Annotated in this window: 21 protein-coding genes and 1 other annotated feature; of the genes, 20 read left to right on the forward strand and 1 reads right to left on the reverse strand. The window is 44.0% G+C overall.

Annotation, left to right across the window (positions count from 1 at the left end; all coding sequences use genetic code 11):
* Positions 1–326: 326 nt before the first annotated feature.
* The 13 genes from L1028_RS27155 to L1028_RS27215 all read left to right on the forward strand — a co-directional run bounded on the left by L1028_RS27155 (position 327) and on the right by L1028_RS27215 (position 14,058).
* Entirely contained in the window at positions 327–653 is a 327-nt protein-coding gene (locus L1028_RS27155; protein WP_234541068.1) for a PadR family transcriptional regulator, read from the forward strand.
* Between the two features lie 6 nt (positions 654–659).
* Complete coding sequence (locus L1028_RS27160) at positions 660–1,631, forward strand: permease prefix domain 1-containing protein (protein ID WP_234541069.1); 972 nt, start codon at positions 660–662, stop codon at positions 1,629–1,631.
* A gap of 260 nt (positions 1,632–1,891) precedes the next feature.
* Complete coding sequence (locus L1028_RS27165) at positions 1,892–2,650, forward strand: YveK family protein (RefSeq protein ID WP_234541070.1); 759 nt, start codon at positions 1,892–1,894, stop codon at positions 2,648–2,650.
* Positions 2,598–3,305, forward strand: a complete 708-nt coding sequence (locus L1028_RS27170; RefSeq protein ID WP_234541071.1) for a CpsD/CapB family tyrosine-protein kinase — start codon at positions 2,598–2,600, stop codon at positions 3,303–3,305. Before L1028_RS27165 ends, L1028_RS27170 begins: the two co-directional genes overlap by 53 nt.
* 6 nt (positions 3,306–3,311) lie before the next feature.
* Positions 3,312–4,547, forward strand: a complete 1,236-nt coding sequence (locus L1028_RS27175; RefSeq protein WP_234541072.1) for an oligosaccharide flippase family protein — start codon at positions 3,312–3,314, stop codon at positions 4,545–4,547.
* 68 nt (positions 4,548–4,615) lie between these two features.
* Positions 4,616–5,851 carry an O-antigen ligase family protein gene (locus L1028_RS27180; RefSeq protein WP_234541073.1) on the forward strand — a complete coding sequence of 412 codons (1,236 nt, stop codon included), beginning with the start codon at positions 4,616–4,618 and terminating at the stop codon, positions 5,849–5,851.
* Positions 5,852–5,915: 64 nt separating this feature from the next.
* Complete coding sequence (locus tag L1028_RS27185) at positions 5,916–7,088, forward strand: glycosyltransferase family 4 protein (protein ID WP_279306924.1); 1,173 nt, start codon at positions 5,916–5,918, stop codon at positions 7,086–7,088.
* A 72-nt stretch (positions 7,089–7,160) separates the two neighbouring features.
* Positions 7,161–9,071 (forward strand): polysaccharide biosynthesis protein, encoded by a 1,911-nt coding sequence (locus L1028_RS27190; RefSeq protein ID WP_234541075.1) that lies wholly within the window; start codon positions 7,161–7,163, stop codon positions 9,069–9,071.
* 3 nt (positions 9,072–9,074) lie between these two features.
* Complete coding sequence (locus L1028_RS27195) at positions 9,075–10,187, forward strand: LCP family protein (RefSeq protein WP_234541076.1); 1,113 nt, start codon at positions 9,075–9,077, stop codon at positions 10,185–10,187.
* A gap of 24 nt (positions 10,188–10,211) precedes the next feature.
* Positions 10,212–10,838 carry a sugar transferase gene (locus L1028_RS27200; protein ID WP_234541077.1) on the forward strand — a complete coding sequence of 209 codons (627 nt, stop codon included), beginning with the start codon at positions 10,212–10,214 and terminating at the stop codon, positions 10,836–10,838.
* The gene (locus L1028_RS27205; RefSeq protein ID WP_234541079.1) at positions 10,835–11,644 is read left to right on the forward strand and encodes a GNAT family N-acetyltransferase; all 810 of its coding nucleotides are present in this window, start codon (positions 10,835–10,837) and stop codon (positions 11,642–11,644) included. The genes L1028_RS27200 and L1028_RS27205 overlap by 4 nt, the downstream gene beginning before the upstream one ends.
* Before the next feature lie 78 nt (positions 11,645–11,722).
* The gene (locus L1028_RS27210) at positions 11,723–12,832 is read left to right on the forward strand and encodes a GNAT family N-acetyltransferase (RefSeq protein WP_234541080.1); all 1,110 of its coding nucleotides are present in this window, start codon (positions 11,723–11,725) and stop codon (positions 12,830–12,832) included.
* Positions 12,833–12,891: 59 nt separating this feature from the next.
* Positions 12,892–14,058 (forward strand): DegT/DnrJ/EryC1/StrS family aminotransferase, encoded by a 1,167-nt coding sequence (locus L1028_RS27215; RefSeq protein WP_279306923.1) that lies wholly within the window; start codon positions 12,892–12,894, stop codon positions 14,056–14,058.
* A gap of 4 nt (positions 14,059–14,062) precedes the next feature.
* On the opposite strand, the gene L1028_RS27220 is transcribed toward L1028_RS27215, so the two are convergent.
* Positions 14,063–15,709, reverse strand: coding sequence for a glycosyl hydrolase family 28-related protein (locus tag L1028_RS27220; protein ID WP_234541081.1), 1,647 nt, complete (start codon positions 15,707–15,709; stop codon positions 14,063–14,065).
* Between the two features lie 196 nt (positions 15,710–15,905).
* Between L1028_RS27220 and L1028_RS27225 the strand changes: the two genes are divergently transcribed.
* From L1028_RS27225 to L1028_RS27255, 7 genes are all read left to right on the forward strand, one after another.
* Positions 15,906–16,850, forward strand: a complete 945-nt coding sequence (locus L1028_RS27225; RefSeq protein ID WP_234541082.1) for an NAD-dependent epimerase/dehydratase family protein — start codon at positions 15,906–15,908, stop codon at positions 16,848–16,850.
* Between the two features lie 27 nt (positions 16,851–16,877).
* The gene (locus L1028_RS27230) at positions 16,878–17,996 is read left to right on the forward strand and encodes an acyltransferase family protein (protein ID WP_234541083.1); all 1,119 of its coding nucleotides are present in this window, start codon (positions 16,878–16,880) and stop codon (positions 17,994–17,996) included.
* Positions 17,997–18,252: 256 nt separating this feature from the next.
* A complete protein-coding gene (locus tag L1028_RS27235) occupies positions 18,253–19,308 on the forward strand; it encodes an LLM class flavin-dependent oxidoreductase (protein WP_234541084.1) in 1,056 nt (351 codons plus the stop codon).
* An 81-nt stretch (positions 19,309–19,389) separates the two neighbouring features.
* The gene (locus L1028_RS27240; RefSeq protein ID WP_234541085.1) at positions 19,390–20,070 is read left to right on the forward strand and encodes a Crp/Fnr family transcriptional regulator; all 681 of its coding nucleotides are present in this window, start codon (positions 19,390–19,392) and stop codon (positions 20,068–20,070) included.
* Between the two features lie 111 nt (positions 20,071–20,181).
* Positions 20,182–20,994 carry a DNA alkylation repair protein gene (locus L1028_RS27245; protein ID WP_234541086.1) on the forward strand — a complete coding sequence of 271 codons (813 nt, stop codon included), beginning with the start codon at positions 20,182–20,184 and terminating at the stop codon, positions 20,992–20,994.
* A 120-nt stretch (positions 20,995–21,114) separates the two neighbouring features.
* Positions 21,115–21,345, forward strand: a binding site (T-box leader).
* Positions 21,346–21,484: 139 nt separating this feature from the next.
* A complete protein-coding gene (tyrS, locus tag L1028_RS27250) occupies positions 21,485–22,744 on the forward strand; it encodes a tyrosine--tRNA ligase (protein ID WP_234541087.1) in 1,260 nt (419 codons plus the stop codon).
* A 186-nt stretch (positions 22,745–22,930) separates the two neighbouring features.
* Positions 22,931–23,239, forward strand: a complete 309-nt coding sequence (locus tag L1028_RS27255; RefSeq protein WP_423803096.1) for a hypothetical protein — start codon at positions 22,931–22,933, stop codon at positions 23,237–23,239.
* The last annotated feature ends 194 nt before the right edge of the window (positions 23,240–23,433 follow it).

A 23,433-nucleotide genomic window follows, 5' to 3' on the forward strand; every position in this document is an offset into this window, starting at 1 on the left:
TACGACATGTAATTTTACTTTTAAAGAGGCTGGACTTCTTTTAGACATTAGAAAAACTCCCATCATTGTAGCAGTAGAAATTTTTGTTTTTTCTACTGTCTACTATGATGGGAGCATATCAGATTATCCGATGATAGCGTCTTTTCGCTATGGGATAAGGCTGTAAAGAATGTCAATTAGATCATACAAGCATGCTTATCTATCCGTATCCTAACATTGGTTAGAATTTTTTTCTTATTTTCCCGTAAACTACTTCATCTGTCGTAGTAATTGTGATATACTGCAACTACTACGACAGATGAAGTAATCGAGGAGGTATACCATTTTTGATCAGCAGTGATGTTATACGTGGCTACAATGATACGCTGATCCTTTACATGCTGCTGGATGGAGAATCCTATGGGTATGAAATTTCCAAAAACATCAGACAGCTGACGCAGGAGAAGTACATTATGAAAGAGACAACATTGTATTCCGTTTTTACTCGGTTAGAGAAGAACGGTTACATTGAATCCTTTTTCCAAGATGAGAGTCTCGGCAAGCGGCGCACGTATTATCGGATTACTCCGCTAGGTCTCGCCTATTACAAGGAGAAATGTGAGGAATGGAAGGTTACTCAGGAAGTTGTTAACCAATTTATCAGGGAGTGGTGATAGAGCATGGAGACGATTGTAGTATATCTGGATAATATGTTCGCTAGTCTGCCAAAAACCCCAGAACTCGAACATCTGAAGCAGGAGCTGCTGTTCGGGATGGAGGAGAAGTATCAGGAGTTGAAGCGTGATGGTAAGTCGGAGAATGAAGCGATCGGCATCGTTATATCGGAATTCGGTAACATTGAGGAGTTGACCGCTGAGCTCGGTATCCATCCTGTCGAATCGGAGCAGGTTGTGAATATGCCCGTGCTGACGGAAGAAGAGGCTTATACTTATATGGCTGCCAGACGTAGCTCAGGGTTATGGACCGGCATCGGCGTTTTTCTCTGCGCGTGTGGGGTGGCGCTTCTGATTGGTCTTGATACACTGTTTGAAAATAAAAATGCTATTCTAGCTGATAAAGGTTCGATGTTAGGGCTTGTTGGAATGTCCATGCTCGTAGCCGTTGCGGTGGGAATGTTCATCTATAGCGGAATGAAACTTGAGCGCTTCAAGAGTCTGGAGCAAGGCTTTCAGCTGCCTTATTCACTCAAAGCGTCACTTCAGCGCAGCCAAGCCCTATTCGCCCCGACTTACCGCCTTTCTCTAATTACTGGAGTTTGCATATGCGTGTTGTCGTTAGCTTTTATATTCGCAACTTCATTTGTCAGTGATGACTACACTCCTTATGGAGTCGCGGCCTTCCTACTGATCGCTGCAGTGGCAGTGTTCCTGTTTATCTATTATGGAAACATTCAGGGCGCGTTTACGAAGCTGCTGGAGGATTCGAAAGTCACTGTACAGAAGAAGGAAGAGGACCGATTTATTGGAGTTGTGGGGGCATTGTTGTGGCCTTTGGCGACAGTGATCTTCTTGTTCACAGGTTTTGTCTATCAGCGCTGGGATGTCAATTGGGCTGTATTCCCGATTGCCGGTATTCTGTCGGGGATGCTTAGCAATGTCTATCATATCCTGAAACGCAAAAATGCCTCTTAAGAGGTTTTCAAAAATCATCGTTTAAATAAATTTGAAGAGCAAAGCATTGAATTAATTAGGCAGTCTACCAGTATGATTTTACTGGAAGGCTGCCTATTTGTGTGGCATTTAATAGAAAGCTCGAGAGGATCTATTAAAAAAGAAGAAATATATTTTCAACTTACATTGGACATATATTGGGCGGACGAGAATAAGAATATAAAATAATACTTCTTGTTGAAGAAGACGAAAAATACATCAACTGTTAGGAGAAATGAACGATGGAATTTGAACTGGGCAGCATTTTGAAACTAGTGAAACGTAGGCTGCTGTTCATCATTGTGTTATGTATCGTTGCGGTCGGTCTCGCTAGCTTTGTAAGCTACTATGTTTTGAAGCCAAAATATGAGGCGACAGCTTCTATTCTTATTCAAGGGGACAGGCAGCAGAAAGCAATTAATGACATTATGGCTGGGCAAAAACTAGTAACCACGTACGGGGAAATTATTCGAAGCAGCAGAATCGCTGAAGAGGTCGTTAGAAGGCTGCAATTAAACATGACCCCTGAAAAACTATTAGAAAAAGTTAAGACCAGAACAAGTAGTGAGTCCCTCGTGACAACGGTAATTGTGACAGATTCTAATGCTCAGCGCGCTACGAATATTGCTAATGGCTTTGGGGAGGCCTTCAACGAGAATATCCAAGCGATTATGGGGGTAGAAAATGTTGTGCTTCTCGACCGAGCCAAGGTTCCTTTTGAAGCGATCTCCCCCAAGCCTGTCTTTAATATAGTCGTTGCTTTCGGACTTTCATTGATTGCTGGGGTCGCGTTTTCTATTCTGCGGGAATTGGCAGAGAAACCTGTGAGAAGCGCCAAAAACATTCAGTTGGATTTGCAGCTTCCGCTTCTGGGAACGGTGGGGAAACTGAAGCCACGGAAACGGCGGTCGAAGTCGAAATCCAATTCAGTAGAAGGAGCCAGCAAACATGAAGAAGAAAACGCCAAAATTGTATTGCCTGGAACAACCGAAGTCATCTAATGGAGATCAATTCCGTACGATACGTTCCAATATTCGCTATACCCGAGTAGGTGGAGAAATCCGTTCTTTATTAGTTACAAGCTCGCTTCCAGATGAAGGTAAGTCAACAGTAGCAATGAACTTGGCCATAGCCATGGCGGAGACGGGTAGAACCGTGCTTCTAATTGATGGAGATTTGCGCACGCCAACGGTGCATAAGGCGTTTGATCTACCCAATTGGATCGGACTAAGTAGTATCCTAGTGGATCAAACCTGTGTGGATGATTGTATTTTTCCTATTGAGGATTCAGAAGGACTTTCTGTAATGACATCGGGTCCGATCTCCCCCAATCCAGCCGACTTACTAGGATCAACAGGAATGAAAAGGTTATTCGCAGAGCTTAGTGAGAGATTTGATACGATAGTCATCGATTCTTCTTCGGTGCTAATGCCTTTTTCAGATGCCCTTATCTTGGCAAAGATGACCGAGGGGGTACTGTTAGTTGTAAAATCCGGGAAAGTGCTCTTGAAGCACACCAATTCTGCAAAACAGATCCTTGAGCAGCAAGGAGCACATATTTTGGGAGCGGTTTTGAATTATCGAAAAAGTAGCAAACGTTACAAGATTCGCGGTGAAGATTTTGCCGATTGGGCCTCAACTTCAGGGTTGGTCTAACGCATTATGACACTTGCTTCTCTTCGTTATTTATTCGGAAATATCACATACGCAGGCGCTCAATTCGTGATTGTAATTTTGCTTAATAAATTTGGCTCATCCGAAATCGTTGGGCAATATTCGTTAGGGCTTGCGGTGACTGCTCCCATCTTCATGCTGTCGCATCTGCATCTGCGTTCGGTCTTGATCGTTGATACCTCGGGGAAATATTTTTTTGGAGATTTTTTTGGCCTTCGTCTCGTGACAACCGCAGTTGCGTTCACGGTTACAGCAGGTTGTTGCATCCTCAGTGGTTTTGATTGGAATACAACTTTAGTCATATTTTTCATCGGATTGTATAGAATTGTTGAGTCGGTCAGCGATATTTTATTGGGTATCGTTCAGAAGCAGGAAAGGCTAGATCAAATCTCTTTCTCGAGAGCAGCTAAAGGATTGTTCTCCATACTTGTCTTCGCCCTCGTATTTATCCCTACACAGAGTCTCATTCTAGCGTTATTAGTCATGATTATCGGATGGTTAGCACTAACCATTGGATATGATGCTCGCAAAGCAAGAGTGCACACGTCGCTCAGGCCACTTTTTAACAAAAGACGATTATGGGGCTTGCTGCTCGTAAGCTCACCCCTTGGCGTGGTGCTGGCGTTGATGTCACTAAATACAAATATCCCACTATACGCGATTTCATATTTTAAAGGAGAACATGACTTAGGCATATACGCTACGCTCTCATACATGATCGTTGCCTGCAATGTTGTTGTTACTGCACTCGGTGAAGCGATAACACCACGTCTTGCCCGTTGGCACGCTAGCGGACGACATAAGGAGTTCGTCTCTTTACTCAGTCGAATGATTGCAATGGGTATAGGAATTAGTGCGATCGCTTGTTTGATCGGGTGGATGTTTGGTCATCAGCTACTAACTCTTCTATTCAGTCCAGATGTAGCTGCAGAGATAGGTTTATTTCATTGGTTGCTCGTTTCTACCCTATTGGTATTTATAACGTCTTACCTGTGGTATGCCATAACGGCTACCGGGAAGTACAAAGCACAGATTCCCTTGTTTCTGTGTTCCGTGATCACTAATGGACTTTCTTGCCTAATATTCGTGCCTATTTTCGGGGTGATAGGTGCTGCGGTGGGGGCTAGCTTGGCCTTATTCGTTCAGATGATAGGCAGTGTGATCGTACTTTTCTTGGTAATCCGTCAGGCAAGGAAACAGGTACAACGAGAATTAGCCGCATAGTGGCCATTTCTCTTAGGAAAGTAGGGGCTTGTATGACATCTTTATCGGTTGTAGGGAGACCCTACACCATGCGTAATTTATTTTTATTTGCGGTTATGGGTTACATCATCTGCCTTCCGGCTCAAATTGATTTTGGTGGTGCGTTTCGAATGGCACCCTCTGACTTTTTTTTAATACTTGGTTTGTTTGCAGCTGGATTACACCTCAGATTGGACCCGAGGCAGTTTAGTTCATGGCATTGGGGGATGTTGTTTATTTTCGTCCTCGCTTCATTTGTATCCATTTGGCGCAATGGATTTATTACGCAATATGCCCTATTGCAAAAAGATTTTGGGTTTATACTCCTACTGCTGACTTATATCATGCTTGTTCAAGCTGTAGACAGTTGGGGTCGGTTATATAAAATGCTACGAGTTTTTTTGATCAGTGTGCTGATCTTTAATGGTGTCGCTTTGTTCGATTTTTTTAGTGGAGTCAAGGTTCCGTTTATGGTGCAGGACGGTCGTCTCTCCGGGATGCTAATTGATCCGAATGCATACGGCGGATTACTAGTAACGGCTTTTGCCATTCATATCATGACGAGCGGAGACGGGGTGAAGCTGCTTAGGGGATGGGTGAGTACGCTAGCGACGATAACCTTAGCCGGGGGCATAATAATGACTTTTTCGCGTTCGTCATGGATAGGTCTGTTCCTTGTCCTGCTTACACTACTTCTGACTAATCCTTCTCGACTTCTCAAGATCGGCATGGGGTTTAGCGTCGCGTTTGGAGCACTGCTGTTGTATAAAGGTACAGCTTATCTGGATGTGCTTGGGAATATGGCCAGTAGACCCTCGCAGATTCAGTCGCGCCTTGACATCATTGGGAAGGCAGTGGAGTGGATCGCTCAAAGTCCATTACTAGGGATTGGACTCGGTAGCTATAACTATGAACTGCGGATTATTATCCATAATACTCCGATCTGGTTTATGACAGAATTTGGCTTATTGGGCTTGATTGTGTACGGAGGATTCATGATCTGGTTCTTCATCGTTGGGATCCGTTCTTATCGCGCAGCAGATAGGGTGAATAGACCGATCATTATGGCATTACTGCTGTCTCATGCAGCGATGATTGGACTTTCGATGGGTATTGAAGCCTTATTCCAGCGGTATTGGTGGTTCATGATGGCTATGAACGCAGCTTGCATCCGACTAACGAATACGGGATGGAAAGGAGTGAAGCGATATCGAACCAAGGGAACTGAAAGGTCAACGGGTCGTAACCTACGACAAGAAACAGAACAAGCGCAACAAGCGCAATAACAAGAGGTTCGGGAGCATACATGCTGAAGAATGTGGGCCGGTAAGAGTTGCTTTTGTAGCCTCCATTTTTGGGCATTTTGAGAGTTTCCATCTACCTTACATGGCGTTATTGCAGCAAAAGGGCTGTGAAGTGCATGCTTATGCGCAGCCCGGAGAAGCGAGATTGCGGTTAGAAGAGAAGGGGATTGTGTGCCATGATGTGCCCATTCAGCGTAGCCCTTTACAGATGCAGAACTGGGCGGCACTAGGCATATTAACGGATAGCTTCAAGGAGGAGGGGTTCCAATTCATCCATGTACATACGCCAGTCGCTTCGATTCTCGGACGGATTGCGGCTCATAGAGCAGGTGTACCTTGCACATTGTATACAGCTCACGGCTTTCATTTTTTCAAGGGAGCTCCTCTCCTGAACTGGATGCTTTATTATCCGCTTGAACGGTTAATGGCTCGCTGGACAGATGTGCTGATCACCATAAATAGAGAAGATTATAAACGCGCCCAGAAATTTTCTGTCCGGAAAAAAGTGACCTATGTGAGTGGTGTAGGACTTGATCTCCAGGTTTACGGCAGTGAACAGGATCTTCCTGAAGCTGAGACGGAGAAGGCAGATAGGCGACGCCAACTATTTGATCTGCCGAAGAGTGACCATGATGAACCTCCCTTCGTCATCCTATGCGTTGCTGAACTAAATGCCAACAAGAATCAGAAGCAGTTGATCGAAGCGCTGGGTCAGTTGGGGTCTCAAGCAGGCAACATCCATCTGGCTTTTGCGGGTACAGGACCGTTCGAACAGACTCTATTGGAACTTGCTAATCGGCTAGGTGTCAGTGATCGGGTGCATATGCTTGGGTACCGTAGAGATATTCCGGATCTGCTTAGAGCGTGTGATGTTGCTGCACTTGTGTCCTATCGCGAGGGGCTACCTCGGGCGATTATGGAGGCGATGGCAGTAGGAAAACCCGTTATAGGTACGCATATTCGGGGGATTCATGATTTGATCGAACATGAGTCAACAGGCATGTTGGTTCCTGTTGGTGATATTACCGCTACCGCTAAGGCTTTTACTCAATTACGTGATGATCCAGCATTAACTACGGCAATGGGAGAAGCAAACAAGGAGAGGATCATTCGTTACGGGTTGCCTGCGGTGCTCCGTGAAATGGACTCGATCTATATAGAAGCGCTAAATAAGGAGGGAAGAAAGCGGGTTCCGTCTGAAATGCATGCGAGCCTATAGGGGGATTGAACCATTCACTCTCACTTAAAGGGAGAGTAAATGAACTTTTAGTTAATTAGGGAGAAAGAAGTGATGAGAATGCGGATCGTCCGTTTGGTCATGTTGGATGCAGGGATTATTGCGGCTTCAGTGTGGCTTGTGTTTTTACTTCGGTTTGATTTTCAAATCCCTGAGATGTACGTGTGGATGCTTCCGTGGGCAATATTGATTCACATTGCGGTGTATGCGGCCTTCTCATTTGGATTCAAAGTGTATAACAATATCTGGCGATACACCGGAATGAGAGAGTTGCTGCAGCTTCTAAAAGTGAGTGTATTAACCCTAGTTGGAGTGATTGTTGCCAACGTATCCACCCATGCAGTAATTCCTTCCTATCGACTACCGATTTCTATTTATTTTGCAGCGGGTTATGTGTTTCTGGGCATTGTCGGGTTACGAATGGTTAAACGTCTTCTAAATGATGGGTTTGAGACAACGGGTGTGAAGGATGCCTTCGAAGGTAATCTTTTAATCGTTGGAGCTGGTAAAGCAGGAATTCTCGTTACGAAAGATATCAAGCATTCAAGGTTCAAATTTATGCATCCGGTCGCCTTCATTGATGATGATGCATCCAAACAAAAGCTGGAAGTAATGGGGCTGCCGATTGTGGGTAATCGGAATTTCATTCCCGAGGCCGTGAAACAGCTGGACATTGCTTTCATTATTATTGCCCTTCCGACAGCGCCACATAATGACTTAATGGAGATTATTGAGATCTGCAAATCAACAAAAGCACAGATTAAGCTAATGCCTAGTATGACTGAAATTTTGGATGGGAAAATGGCAGTTAATCGAATCCGTGAAGTGTCCGTAAATGATTTGCTGGGTAGAACTCCTGTTGAGATTAATACTGAAGAGATTCGTGAGAATTTAGGGAGTGAGTGCATTCTCATCACGGGTGCAGGAGGCTCCATTGGGTCAGAACTATGCCGTCAGCTAGCTGCATATCGTCCGAAGGAAATGTTGCTGCTTGGTCATGGTGAGAACAGCATTTACCTGATTGAACAAGAGCTACGCCAGTTATATCCTGATCAGAAGATTCAACCCATCATAGCTGACATTCAGGATGTGTCGCGGATCGATAGTGTTTTTCAGAATTTCCGACCTACGATTGTGTATCACGCCGCTGCGCATAAACATGTTCCCCTTATGGAGATGAATCCGGTGGAGGCGGTAAAGAACAACGTGATCGGAACAAGGAATGTAGCGGAAGCGAGTGCCAAATATGGTGCTAAGCGTTTCATTCTGATCTCTTCGGACAAAGCGGTTAATCCAACAAGTGTCATGGGAGCTACGAAGCGAGCGGCAGAAATGATTATTAATGATCAGAATTCATCTAGCAAGACGGTTTTTGCTGCTGTACGTTTCGGTAATGTTCTCGGTAGTCGGGGGAGTGTTATTCCGTTATTCAAAAGACAGATTGAGAGCGGTGGCCCGGTTACGGTTACCCATATGGATATGGTGCGGTATTTCATGACGATCCCTGAAGCAGTGCAATTGGTTATCCAGGCGAGCGTACTGGCACAAGGTGGCGAGGTGTTCGTGCTTGATATGGGTAAACCGGTTCGGATATACGATCTAGCGAGAGACTTAATACGTCTGTCGGGCTTAGAACCTGATAAAGATATCCCTATCGTGGTCACGGGCATTCGTCCTGGAGAGAAATTATTTGAGGAACTCCTGACAGAAGAGGAAGGATTGATGGTTACGAATAACTATCGCATCATGATCAGTCATCCTCAAAGTGTATCTAGATCCGAACTGAATTTGGTCCTTGGCGTTCTGGAGAATTTGTGCAAACGGTACGAATTTGTGCCAAGCAGTTATCAGATTAAGAAATTATTAAAGCAGCTTATTCCAAGCTATTCGGGCTTTCAGGAAGAACCACAGGTGGCTACTCATGAGCTTGACCGGATCAAATCCGAAGTTCATGCGGGGATCTAAGTGATGAAGTCGTTTATGAGTAGATGGAACAAGAAATTGCGTTTACGAGGTAAGAGTGACAAGGAATTCACAAGAAAGCAAATGTTCATGCGGCGAATTGGAAGATTCGCCCTGATTGGTTTTCTGATGGTGATTGTAATTGGTGGCATTTGGATTAGAGGGGTATTAAATGCTGAACAGCGATTTCAAAAGGCTGTCCTTAATCCATTGACGATACCTAAAATTTCTGCAGTCCCTGCGGGGAAGACGCAGTCGTATGGGATTCTGGGAAGTCCAGCAAATTCGGATGGCGTGGTACTACCATCGACTGAACCAACAGCATCGCCAGGTGCAACCGATAAAAAAACTTCATCCTTTAATGTTGTATTAATTGGAACAGATACGTGGGGTGGGGAAATCTCTCGTGCGGACACGATCATGGTTGTGCATGTAATGCCGGAACAGCGGAAGGTAAACATAGTCTCTGTACCGCGCGATACAAGGGTTTATGTACAAAATGTTGGATATACCAAAATTAATCATGCTCATATTATTGGTGAGTCCAAAGGTGGGAATGAGCAAGGAACGCTGACACTCATTCAAGCGGTGAGCGACTTTATGAATATTCCCATTCATCATTACATCAAGACGAATTTCTCTGGAGTTCGTGATTTCATCGATTCAATCGGTGGGATCGACATGGTAATCAATCAGGACGTCACAATAACCCCAGAGATTACCATTGAAAAAGGCGAACAGCATCTGGATGGCGTGCATGCACTCTACCTTGCCAGGGAGCGGTATTCTACTCCAAACGGTGACTTTAGTCGTCAAGAGGAGCAATTCAATATCGTTAGAGCTGTGGCCAATAAGCTGTTGAGCCCTGAGCATCTTCCGGATCTGGCGGGATTATTACTCCATGAAAAGAAAGACATTATCGATACAAGCTTCAGCGACAGTGATCTACTCAGCTTAGCCTGGTTATTCAAGGGGATTACTTCTGAGGACTTTCAATACGAACAGATTCCAGGTAACAACAGTTTTGGTCCTGATCCGCTAGTCAAAACTAAGGTGTACTACTGGAGTGCTGATTTAAAACAGGTGAACTCACTTAAGGAACGTCTTTTTACGGATTAAGAGAAAGGCGGGAGGAGTACTAACATGTATCGCCATATGAAACGAGGCTTCGATCTTGTAGGAGCGATCGTTATGTTATGTATATTTAGTCCAGTCATGGCTGTGGTGGCGTTGTTGATTCGAATGAAGCTTGGAAGCCCAATCTTGTTCAAGCAACAGCGACCTGGACGGGGAGAGAAACCCTTCTTCATCTACAAATTTCGGACCATGGCTGAACTGTATGACACGCAGGGTCAGCCGTTACCAGATGAGCGACGATACATCAAGTTTGGTGGAGTCATCCGGAAGCTTAGTCTGGATGAACTACCGCAATTGGTGAATGTTGTAAAGGGAGAAATGAGCCTGATTGGCCCAAGACCTTTGCTCATGCGATACAGCCCTTACTACTCCGAACAGGAGAAGCTGCGTTTCTCAGTAAGACCAGGCATTACAGGATTAGCACAGGTGTCGGGACGCAATACTTCGTCATGGAAAGACCGGCTTTCGTATGATGTCACCTATGTCGAGCATTTAAGCTTCAGACTTGATGCGCTGATATTATGTAAAACCGTCTTGAAGGTGATTCGCCAAGATGATGTTGTAGCCAATCCAGGTCGGCATAGCCTACCTTTGGATGAGTATAGGCTGAATAAAAAGGAGGGCCAGGCATGAGTGTGCAGTTTAGACCGCTGCATGAAGACGATATACATCATGCATGCCGGCTCTTGAAGAGCAATTTACCGGAGCATGTGTACAATCAAACGATATTTGCTTGTACGGGTTATCCTGCATATCTACAAGCGGCTTGTAAGTGTGGAGTTCATTCAGCCACGTTGTTGATTGGGGCCTATCTTGGAGAAGTGCTCATTGGATTCGCGGAATGGCGAAGAATGGAACAAATGTTGGTTCTGAATAATTTAAACGTGGATGCGGCGTTTCGCAAGGATGGCATTGGCGGAATGCTCATGGCGTACGGAGAGAAATTAGCCAAGAGGGACGATATTAAGAAGTTGGTACTGGATGTGTTCTCATGGAATGAACAGGCGCATGCTTGGTACCTTCGCCTTGGCTTTGTAGAAGAAGGACGTACTTATTGGTATGTGAGGGATCTGGATCGTTCATTAACGGCTAGCGCAGATGTTATTGCTGCTGGAGCGGATATAGATGATGAAGAAGTGACTTACATTATAGATGAATACCCAATGGCAGAGGCACATCATCTAAAATACGGATTTTCTTCATTTAGGATTAGAACGAAGCAGAAGACTTCAGTTGTGGGTCGGCTCGGCGAGCAGTATTTTCGCATCCAACTGCAACGTGGGGAGTGGGACGGTGGGTATCCACTAACGGATGTGTTACTCGAACTAGACCGGGAGAGAAAGCTGTTATTGCTTTCATCCGATGCATTTTTACGAGAGAGAGACCCTGCGCTAAGCTTAAGCACTGAAAGTATACGTATGATCAAGATATTGGATTAGCGGCGAATGCTTCCGATGTAAGTTTTGTCGAAGGACCTCAAGGAAGCATACGCTAACAAAGCTTTTAGGAGGTGACGTATGAGTGATTTCATTGTGCTTAATAGCTCGCATTCTGAAGAATGGGATGCTTATTTGAATCAGATGGATAGGAAGGATATTTATTTCTCTGCAGATTTTTGTCGGCTGTTTGAGGATGATGATCACCAGCAGGCAGAGCTGTTTGTTTTTAAGCAGGGTGAGAAGCTCATCATTTATCCTTACTTACTTCGCTCCATTAGCCATCTTCCCGCAGTCATCCAGCTGGGACTTGAAGGAGAATGGTATGACATCAGCACACCTTATGGATACGGGGGGCCAATATCTAATGTGCCAATAGGAGCGGAACGAACGGAGTTGTATCGACAATTCAGTGAAACGTTCACAGCTTACTGCAAAGAGAAAAAGATCATGACCGAGTTTGTAAGATTCCATCCTTTCATAGGCAATGCCGCTGAATACCAAAAAGGGCTTACTACGGAGCTTAATCGGAATACAGCTTATATGGATTTGACAGTTGGCTCAGAGGCAGTGCTGATTCAGAATTATGGCAGCAATCATAGAAGAAATATCCGTAAATTAAAGTCTGCCCCATTCACCATCCGAAAGTCGGATCTTAAGGATCGAATCGAGCCTTTCACCGAATTATATTACGGTACGTTAAATGATTTACAAGCAGATCCCTTTTATTATTTTCCTCAGAAATTTATAGAAGATACAAGCCTTTTACCAGATGGACGGGTAGCGCTGTTCGAGGCGATGGATGGGGAGAAGGCTGTAGCGGCCAGCATTGTACTCCTTGATCGACCATGGATGCATTATCACTTATGCGGTTGGGATCGTTCTTATCTGCAGTGGTCACCCACCAAATTTCTCATCCACGCAGCAGCCGTGTGGGGAATTGAGAATGGATACGAAAAATTCCATCTCGGTGGGGGATATAAGGGCAATGACGAACTGTTTCAATTCAAGCTAAGATTTGCTACCCAACTAAAGCCACTGGACTATTACTTAGGTAAGCGGATATTTTTCCCCGAGGTATATGAACGTATGATTGCGCTCTGTGACACAGGGGTTGTTGGGAATTACTTTCCGCTCTACCGGCATCCATCTCTATTGAATCAAAATATCATGGACCACGCTCTGAAGTAAGTCATTAAGATATGTATTCCATCTGGATTAAAGCATCCAAATGGAGAAAGGAGCAAGGCATGAGTATTCGTCAACCAAGCATTCTACCAAGAATCTTGTTATCCCCACCGCATGTAAGTGGACGTGAACAGGCTTATTTGGAGGATGCAATTCACTCTGGCTGGATCGCTCCCATCGGACCACAAGTTGATGCTTTCGAGCGGGAGATGGCCGAGTATACAGGTTCAAAGGGCGCACTTGCGTTAAGCTCTGGAACAGCGGCAATTCATCTCGCACTACGTCTTGCTGGTGTGTCTCAAGGAGATTGCGTGATTTGTTCGACGCTCACGTTCGTAGCCAGTGCCAATCCTATTTTGTATTTGGGGGCTACACCAGTATTCGTAGACTCAGAACCAGAGACATGGAATATGTGTCCACTAGCATTTCAGCGTGCCTGCCAGGATTTGAATGATAGAGGGATGCTGCCTAAAGCAGCCGTAGTTGTCAATTTGTACGGGCAGAGTGCAGACATGGAGCCAATTGTAGAAATCGCGAATCGTTACGGTATTGCTCTAATAGAAGATGCTGCGGAATCCCTAGGTGCCTTTTATCACGGAAAGGCTAGTGGTACATGGGGCCGCTTCGGAATCTATTCTTTCAACGGGAATAAAATTATTACAACCTCAGGTGGAGGTATGCTTGTGTCGGATGATACCGATGCATTAGATCAAGCCCGTTTCTGGTCTACCCAAGCTCGTGACTCTGCTCCACACTATCAGCATTCCGAAATGGGTTATAACTACCGGCTAAGTAACCTATTGGCAGCCATAGGACGAGGGCAACTGGAGCTACTTGAGGAAAGAGTCGAACGACGTAGATATATTTCTCAAGTGTACTCAGATCGATTGGGATCCATTCCGGGTCTTCATTTCATGCCGGAAGCGCCAAATTGTCGCAGTACACGCTGGTTAAGCGCGCTAACGATTGATGAAGAGATCGCAGGCTTCTCCGTTAATCAACTCTTAAAGTGCCTGGAATTCAACAATATAGAAGCTAGACCTGTATGGAAACCACTACATTTGCAACCTCTGTTCGAGAACGCCTTCTATTATCCATACATGGAGGGACATAGTGTATCTGATCAATTGTTTACAAAAGGTGTATGTCTACCTTCCGGTAGCTCTTTATCGGATGATGATCTGGTACGCGTAATGGATGCGATAGAGTCTTGTATTCAGAACCGCTGAAAAATTACTTAGCGATCCATCCGTTAGCACCGGTTCCGCTTTCCTTCACATAAAAAGTGGCTTTCGCTATACCATCTGTTCGCATAGCCAGACTGCCAATCGGAGCGGTAATCGTTCCCTCAGGCGATCCTTCCACGATAAATACTGCAGGAAGTAATGTTCCACCAACGAGTCGGATTGCCCGTTTGAAGTTGTCATAGGTAGAGAACCATTCAGTTAAAGCATACGGATTATACAAAGTACCAAGAGAAGTACCCTGCATGGCAACCAAGGTTTCGAATTCCAGAATGCGTTTTACCTTTACAGAACGGGTATCAAACACTGCTACATTGTTCAGGTGCAGGAAGGGCTTAGCTGTACCATAAGATGACGCTAGTACGACTTGATTGGTCCCGCAGTTGCGGACAATCATATTGTCGACAGTAACCATCGTGTCTGATTCCGTAGCGAACAAGTATAAAGTACTGCCTATTAGATCCTGTGCATCCATCGTCCCCACATAAAGATCTCCTCCGTCGATTCGGACTCCACTAGCTAAAGTGGAGCCTGATCCGTACATTCCTAACGATCCGATATGCAGCCTTGGTTTACCTCCAGCAGCATTAAACGCAGCAAAGATCGCTGGACCTCCGATGCCATCGAAGCTCGCACTAGCGATATCAATAAATTGTGAATAGATCGTCTGTAGACCGTAACTAGCTTTATGATCGGTGGAACGAATAAATAAGTTACTGATTTTCAGCGTCAGTCCATAAGACAGTATAGCAGGACTCACTGATCCACTAACACGCATATCAAGTGAACCGATGTCGAGGGTCCAAAGTCTAGCGATTTCATCTGTAAGCCCTGCAGACAGATCATTCCCAAAACCAATGGTAGTCAAGGAATCGAAGCGTTGATAGAAGCTGCGAGTTCCTTTGAATTCATCGGGTTCCAAGTCTAGAGAGTTGGCTCCAGTGAAGCTAGGTGCTCCACCACGACTGTTGTTTAGGACGGCTCTGTTAACATAAAGTTGATCTACAAAATGGATGACGAAGTTCTTTCGGCCAGCCGTTTCACAGCGCGCATACCCAATCTGCACATTAACGGATGGAATTTCTTCCGTACCTCCAATAAAGATGTTATCACCGTAGCAATCATGGGAGTACACCGATTCGATGGATACATTTTTCGCAGAAGAAATAAACAAGCCGTGAAGCTGATCATTGACGTTTGATTTCACTGTCGAAGCACTTCCATCAATTTCGAGAGCGCCCGTTATCGTGATATTAGATGCGTTTAAGATGACAAGTACTCTTGTATCTGATGGAGGGTTAGAAGCCAATAACAGCTTAGACCCTGCTTCAAAGCTCAGGTTAGTTCCGGTTGGAATGCGAAGGCACCACCATTCAAGGTTGGAAGGATTACGCATGCGGCCAGAAGAGACTTTATATACACCAGGCGGGAAAATAACAACCTTACGTTTGGCATTTCCAGCATTAATTGCATTTTGAATCGCGACGGTGTCATCTTTGGTGCCATTCCCTGTAGCTCCATAGGATCGAACATTCACGTAACCGTTAGTCTCAGGATCTAATTTAATAGAAGTGACCGCGCCATCCGCAATAACGGACGTAGTTACAGAATTATCTGGAATAGGTGCAGTTGCCATATACTTCACTCCTTTATTTATTAATTTGAAATATAAGGCTAAGTTTCACGTTGAATGTCATCCCTATATTTCTATGAGTAACGGTTGTCGTCCATAAAGGATGGCAACATCGTTTCTTCTTAAGTATTTTATGTGAACTTTTCTACAGATGCACGGTACAAAGAGCACTATTAAAGGGCGAAAGGAGTTTTTTTATTTGAAGGTATTAGTAACTGGGGGGCTTGGTTTTATTGGGTCACATGTTGTTGATCGGCTTATAAGAGAAGGGATCGAAACTGTAATTGTAGATAATCTATCGGGTGCTTCTGGCTCTTTCTATAGAAATCCTTCCGCACTTTTATATCCGTACGATATTCGGGACGAGACACTGGGTGAAGTCTTTAGCCGTGAGAAGCCGGATGTGGTCATTCATCTGGCTGCACAGATTGACGTAAGAGAATCTCAGCGCAATCCATTGTTTGATGCGAATGTGAATATTGTTGGTACACTAAACGTCCTGCGGATGTGTGAGGCCCATCAGGTTGAAAAGATCGTGTACGCCTCGTCGGCCGCTGTATACGGTAATCCTGAATATTTGAGCATTGACGAGAAACATCCCTTAAATCCTGAATCTTGTTATGGGGTATCAAAAAGCGTTCCTGAGTCTTATATTCGGATGTTTGCCAGCATGCATGGGCTGAAGTACACCATTCTTCGTCTTGCGAATGTATATGGACCTCGACAAAGCTCGCATGGTGAGGCAGGTGTCGTTTCCATTTTTCTTGATCGCATAAAGCAAGGCAAGGAGCTTGTGATTTATGGGGATGGAGAACAGACCAGGGATTTTGTCTATGTTGAGGATGTTGCAGAGGCGTTTGTAAATGCGGCTTGTACAGATGACAATACGGATAATCAGATCATAAATATTAGCTGCGGGGTGGCGACCTCCATTAATACGATTGTACAGATGATAAACGGTATTACAGGTCGGGAATCCCAGACAATCTATGAACAGGATCGACCGGGAGATATTCTTCACAGCTACTTAAACAATAGGAAAGCAAACGAGCTGTTGTCCTGGTCTCCTCACCATCATCTTCACCAGGGATTAGAGAAGACGATTGCAGCCCGATTGACTATAGGCAGTGCTGTGGATCATTAATCGTAAATATCGAAAGGGGTCATCCCCATGGAACGAAAATTAAATTCGGAAATGTTTGTTCTGCGTAGTATAGCCTGCTTAAGTATAGCGCTGTTACATGCTTTATACCGAGTCTATGACGATGGTAACACGCCTTGGGTAGAGTCAGTGGGTCTACTGCTTACATTTGGTACGCCGGTATTCGTATTTATCTCCCAATTCGTATTGTCTTTTGCATACCCGGATGGAATTCCCGCGAAATTTTGGGAGAAACGGATCAAGTATATTTTGCTTCCTTACTTTTTTTTCGGAGCTTTGTACGCAGGGTTAAAAGGATTGGATATGGCGAGTAGTGAGGGGATTCCGCTTTTTCAAGCTTTTTGGTACTTCCTCTGGCGTCATTGGTTACTTGGCGATTTTCATGGCTACTTTATCCTTATTATCTTTCAGTTTTATGCCTTGTTCCTCTTATTTCAAAAGTATGCCAAAAAATTCACTCCACGCTCTATACTGATTGCGTCATTCGTTATAAATGTGGCTTACTTAGGTTTTTTCAATTTCACTAAACCCGTAGATACGGTAGCTGCTCAATATATTTGGGATAAATTGTATTGGGTTTTCTCTCCAGGGTGGATTTTCTACTTCACTGTGGCTTATTACTTGGGACGAAATGAGGCTTGGTTCCGGGAAAAATTAAAACAGTTCCGTTTAGCTGTCTACGTGCTTCCAGTTGTAACAGGTGCGCTTGTGTTATTCGTGAATGGGCAAGGTTGGATTACGGCCCATAGCTCCAAGAGAATTGATATGTTACTTTTCGCCATGAGCATGATTCTACTACTCTTCACAGTGGCTTCTTCATTGAAAAAAGTGCCGCGTGTGCTGGAGTGGAGCAGTAGATACTCCTTCGGCATATATTTGCTTCACCCGTTGTTGTTGGCTTTATTTGTCAAACTCCCTTCTTCGTTCGGGTTGCAAAACCTTGGACTATTCAGTGTGTTGCTCCAATTTGTCGGATGTGTGGTAGGCTCGGCGATCATCATGAACATAGCGAATCGTATTCCAGGCGGAGCCTTTGTGTTCGGTCGAGTCGGGATTGGAATTAATCAGACAAAACCCCCGAAACCGCTGGATAAGCCCATAATCTCGAGTATAGGGAACATAAACTAGTTAAAGATTGACCACTAACCTACCGTTTTACTGGTGATTAGTGGTTTTTAATATTTTCTTGGTAAATGGCTATTACATCGCAATAGATTAAAATAACGGCGCCTCAGTCCGATCTATAGTGAAAGGGGAAGTGAAAAAGTTGGAATTATCGGGGAATCCTATTATAATGGGTTTCTTGATTAAATGTAATTATGAATATTCAAACATTTACATCCAGAGAATAATGCAACGTGCAGACATTAGGAGGAAATGAAAAGTGGAACTTGGAATAAGTACCTTTGTCGAGACAACGCCCGATGTCCAAACGGGTGAGACAATAAGTCATGCAGAACGACTACGTGAAGTAGTGGAGGAAATTGTACTTGCCGAAGAGGTGGGACTAGATGTATACGGAGTGGGCGAGCATCATCGTCATGATTATGCGGCTTCATCACCTGCGGTGGTGTTAGCTGCGGCTGCATCGTTGACTTCGAAGATTCGGTTGACCAGCGCCGTAATGATTCTGTCTTCAGCAGATCCCGTACGTGTATTTCAAGATTTTGCAACGTTAGATGGTATTTCGAATGGACGTGCTGAGATTATGATCGGCCGCGGTTCGTTTACAGAATCTTTTCCATTATTCGGCTATGATCTGAAAGATTATGAAGAACTCTTTAATGAAAAGCTGGAATTGTTGTTAGCCATCCAAAAGTCAGAAAAAGTAACCTGGAGCGGCAAACATCGGGCGGCCATAAATAATCTGGGGATTTACCCGCGTCCGGTTCAAGATCCGTTACCGATTTGGATTGGGAGTGCAGGTAGTCCAGAGTCTGCGATCCGTACTGGAGCATTAGGTTTACCTTTTGTTTTAGCTATTATTGGAAATGTTCAGCCGCTTGATTATGCAAAGCATGTGCAGCTCTACAAAAAAGCAGCGGCTGAAGCCGGTTATGATCTTTCAAGCCTGCCTATTGCCTCACACTCACACGGGTTTATTGCAGAGACTAATGAGTTAGCACTGGAGAAATTTTTCCCTTCAACGCATGCTCGGACCAATGTGCGGGCGAAGGAAAAAGGGACACCCCCATATCATCGTTCCGATTATGATGCAGCTTGCAGCTTTGATGGCGCTCTGTACGTAGGTGATCCAGAAACCGTTGCTAACAAAATCATTCATCTTCGCAAGCATGTGGGAATTACGCGATTCTTTTTACATATGCCCCACGGTACAATGCCTCATGAGGATGTTATGCAGGCGATTAGACTGCTGGGAACGGAAGTAGCCCCTCGTGTTCGTGAAGAAGTAGCGCGCTGGGAAGCAAGTAATCGTTAACGAATAAGCTACGTCCTTAGGACGTGGCTTTTTTTGTGCGGTATACTAAAATAACGAATAACGTTATATAAGGGAGGGGCTATGGAGACTATTCATTATTTATCTCAATTCAATTTGCTTCAATCGTTAGCGTTGGAAGATCTAATGGAAATGGAAGAGTTAACTCGAATAACAGTGGTTCCGAAAAATACATATATCCAGACACCGACAACCTTCTCTGAAGGATTATTTTTTGTGAAAAAAGGGAAGGTGCGTTTATACCGATTGAATGCGGATGGGAAGCAGTTTACTTCGGATATTCTGAGTGAGGGTAATGTTTTTGGTGAAATGAATGTGATTTCGTTTGGAACCAAAGATCATTACATTGAAGCCATGGAAGAGTGTCATATCTGTACAATTGATCCTGTAAGATTTGAAGAATTCGTAGCTACTCGACCTAGATTTTTGATGTCATTAATGCAAGTGTTGAGCGATCGTATAAAAAGTATGAGTCAGTTAACTCAAAACCTAGCCATCGGAAATCTTCATGATAAAATATTGTGCGTTCTTTTAAAGCTATCGGATCAACTAGGCGTTAAAAGTGAAGATAATTATTATAAAATCAATGTTCCACTGTCACATCAAGAAATCGCCAATTTGATTGGTGCAAGCAGAGAAGCGGTTACTGTGGCATTGCAAGAATTGGTGAAAGCTGAGGTGCTCCAGACAGGGTTCAGAACTATACTTATCCACCATGATAAGGTCTTGGGGAGAAATTTATAAAGATTATGAGTTGTAAATGAGATTACATCTTTATGGTTAGAAATACCCGTATCCTAGATATAAGAGAAGGTTATCCAAGCTTTTAAAATCATAGGTGAAGGGACGATTTCTATGGAGCATAGGAAGGGAGCTCGAAAAGTTAGCGATATTCCTGCTGAGGTTGTAGGACTACTGCATAAAGGACAATTACAGACTGTGAATTTAACGGAATGGCTTGCTGTGGACCATATGGTTTTGTTGGAAAATGTGCTGGACGAGCTAGGTTTTCGACAGGAATCCGAACCAATTTTACAAAGGCTTCGTGATTCAACGGAAAAGAAAATCATGAAGCTCATACCGGCTATCGCACGGGAGTGGCAACAGGTATTGGAATGCAAATCAGAAGTGGAACAATCCCGAGTATTCACAGCTCTAACACAGCATCGTTCCGATAGTGTCCGCTGTTGGGCTGCCTATATGATCGGTCTAAATCAATCTTTAAGTCTATCGCAAAAGCTAACGGATATCCGTCCCTTTGCAGCGGATGATCATTTTGGGGTGCGTGAGATTTCATGGATGGCTTTAAGGGAATCAGTCATTGCAGAATTGGATGAATCCATTAAGTTGTTAGAGGATTGGGTTCATGATCAAGATACGAACATAAGGAGATATGCGATCGAATTGACGCGGCCACATGGGGTATGGGCGAAGCATATTACTGTGCTAAAAGAAAACCCAGCAAAAGCACTTCCATTATTAGAACCACTTAAGTCAGATCCGGCAAAGTACGTTCAGGATTCTGTAAGTAATTGGTTGAACGATGCGAGTAAAAGCAATCCAGTCTGGGTGCTGCGGCTTAGCGAGAAGTGGATAATTTCTTCGGATTCCAAGGAAACGAAGCGGATTGTAACACGGGGAACAAGGAGTATTACTGATCTGCGTTGAAAATGAAGTATCACTTTAGCCCTCTAGTGGTACGTCACTGCAGGAGTGTGTCTGAGCATTCTCAGCTTAAGATGTTGACATTGAAGAATTATTTCACTATACTGGCTGTAATCTTATATACGATATACGTTGAAGAAGCCCAGTAGTAGCTTAGTCCCTGTTCCAGAAAGCCGGGGGTTGATGAAACCCGGTACACACTAAGAGTACGAATTACACTTTGGAGTATCTCGGTTAACTCCGAGCGGAATGGCGAACGATATCTCGTCACGAGTGGCATCAATGCTGTGTTTTAGCATTAGCGTTTCATTGGTGCAATCTGGGTGGTAACACGGTTATTCAATCGTCCCTATGTCTACAATAGACAAGGGGACGATTTTTTTGTTTTTAAATATAAGGATTTATATGTTTCACTTCATCAATTATCCTTATATTCGCTTGGCGGACTGATGATTCGTTATAGGATATCTACTAATTTAAGGGGTGTTAGGCAATGAATATTATCGACGAACTAGAATGGCGCGATGCCATCAATCAACAAACCGATGCCGAAGGGCTTAGAGAATTGACCAACCAGAAATCCGTTTCGGTGTACTGCGGTGTAGACCCGACGGGTGACAGTATGCATATTGGTCACTTGATTCCGTTCATGGTACTCAAAAGATTCCAGCTTGCAGGACATCGTCCGGTTATGCTAATTGGCGGTGCTACGGGTACGATCGGTGATCCAAGTGGACGACAATCTGAGCGTTCATTGCAGACGTTGGAGCAAATCCAAGCTAACGTAGATGCACTTACCGCACAAATGAAAAAACTGTTCGTTACTGATGGCGACAATCAAATTCGTATGGTGAACAACTACGATTGGACGCATAAAATCAATGTGATCGAATTTTTGCGTGACTATGGTAAGAACTTCAGCATCAATTCGATGCTTGCCAAAGATGTTGTAGCGAGCAGATTGGACAGCGGAATTTCCTTTACAGAATTCTCATACCAAATCCTGCAATCTCTAGATTACCTACATCTGTACCAGCATGAAGATGTGCAGCTGCAAATTGGTGGCTCCGATCAATGGGGCAACATTACAAGCGGTCTGGATCTGATCCGCAGAAAAGAAGGACCCGAAGCAAAAGCATTCGGTCTTACGATCCCGCTTATGCTGAAAGCCGATGGAACAAAATTCGGTAAAACAGCTGGAGGAGCAATCTGGCTCGATCCAAACAAAACGACTGCGTTTGAGTTCTACCAGTTCTGGGCGAATACCGATGACCGTGATGTTGTGAAATACTTGAAGTACTTTACGTTCCTATCTAAAGAGCAAATTGATGCACTTGAAGAAAAAGTACAGACTGAACCGCATAAACGCGAAGCACAAAAAACACTTGCTGAAGAAATGACCAGATTCGTGCATGGTGAAGAATTGCTGGAACAGGCTAAACGTATTACTGCTGCTCTGTTCAGTGGAGATATCAAATCCCTAACTGCTGATGAGATCGAGCAAGGCTTCAAGGAAATGCCGACCTATGAAACTGCGCTGGAATCTAAAAATATCGTAGAGTGGTTGGTTGATCTTGGTATCGAGCCATCTAAGCGTCAAGCACGTGAAGATATCACCAAAGGAGCAATCTCCATGAATGGTGAGAAAGTTAGCGACGTAGCACTGGAAGTTACAGCTAGCGAAGCTATCGGCGGCCGGTTTATCATTATCCGTAAGGGTAAGAAAAACTACAGCTTGGTGAAATTGTCCTAATATTAAGAGCCTTCCTTATGAATAAGGGAGGTTTTTTGTTATATTTTAAGTATAGAGGCGGATCCTTTGCATATTAAGTGAAATTTGAAAGGTGAAATAGTCAAAATTATGGTAAGCTTAGGATTCGTGTGATTTATGGATTAACATGATATTCTATAACTATAACAGAAAATTAGGAGTGGTAATTTGAGAAGACAAAAACCAATGACCATGGAAGAATTGATGAATGAGTTGCAAGGTCAGAAAACGTATCAAGAAGATCCCAATCATATCTCATTCGAGAAGTTATTTAATGAAGCGTTTATGAGTAAGTATTCCAATTGCAAGAGTTTCGATGAGTTTGTAATCAAAGGGAACTTTCAAGTAAAGACAGAAGAAGATGTTGCTGACATACCTGATGAACTTTTTGATCGTCATGTAGTTAGAGAGACGAAGTTTGCGGATTGGAAAACCATGTTGGAAACAGCGAATAAGGAATACGTCCGTATTTCATGAAACAACATGTAATAAAAAAAGTACCCCGTTTGTGATACGGGGTTAAAACACCTTACAAGTTAAAATAACCAGTCTCCGGAAGTCTATCGGTGACTGGTTATTTAGTTTCGCTTGAATCCGTATTATTGCCATCGTTGTACATATGAGATCTTCCAGATAGAATTTTTCACACTTAAGCGTGGAATGAAACAGAT

This window comes from Paenibacillus pseudetheri, assembly GCF_924513355.1.
GTDB classification, from domain to species: domain Bacteria; phylum Bacillota; class Bacilli; order Paenibacillales; family Paenibacillaceae; genus Paenibacillus_AQ; species Paenibacillus_AQ pseudetheri.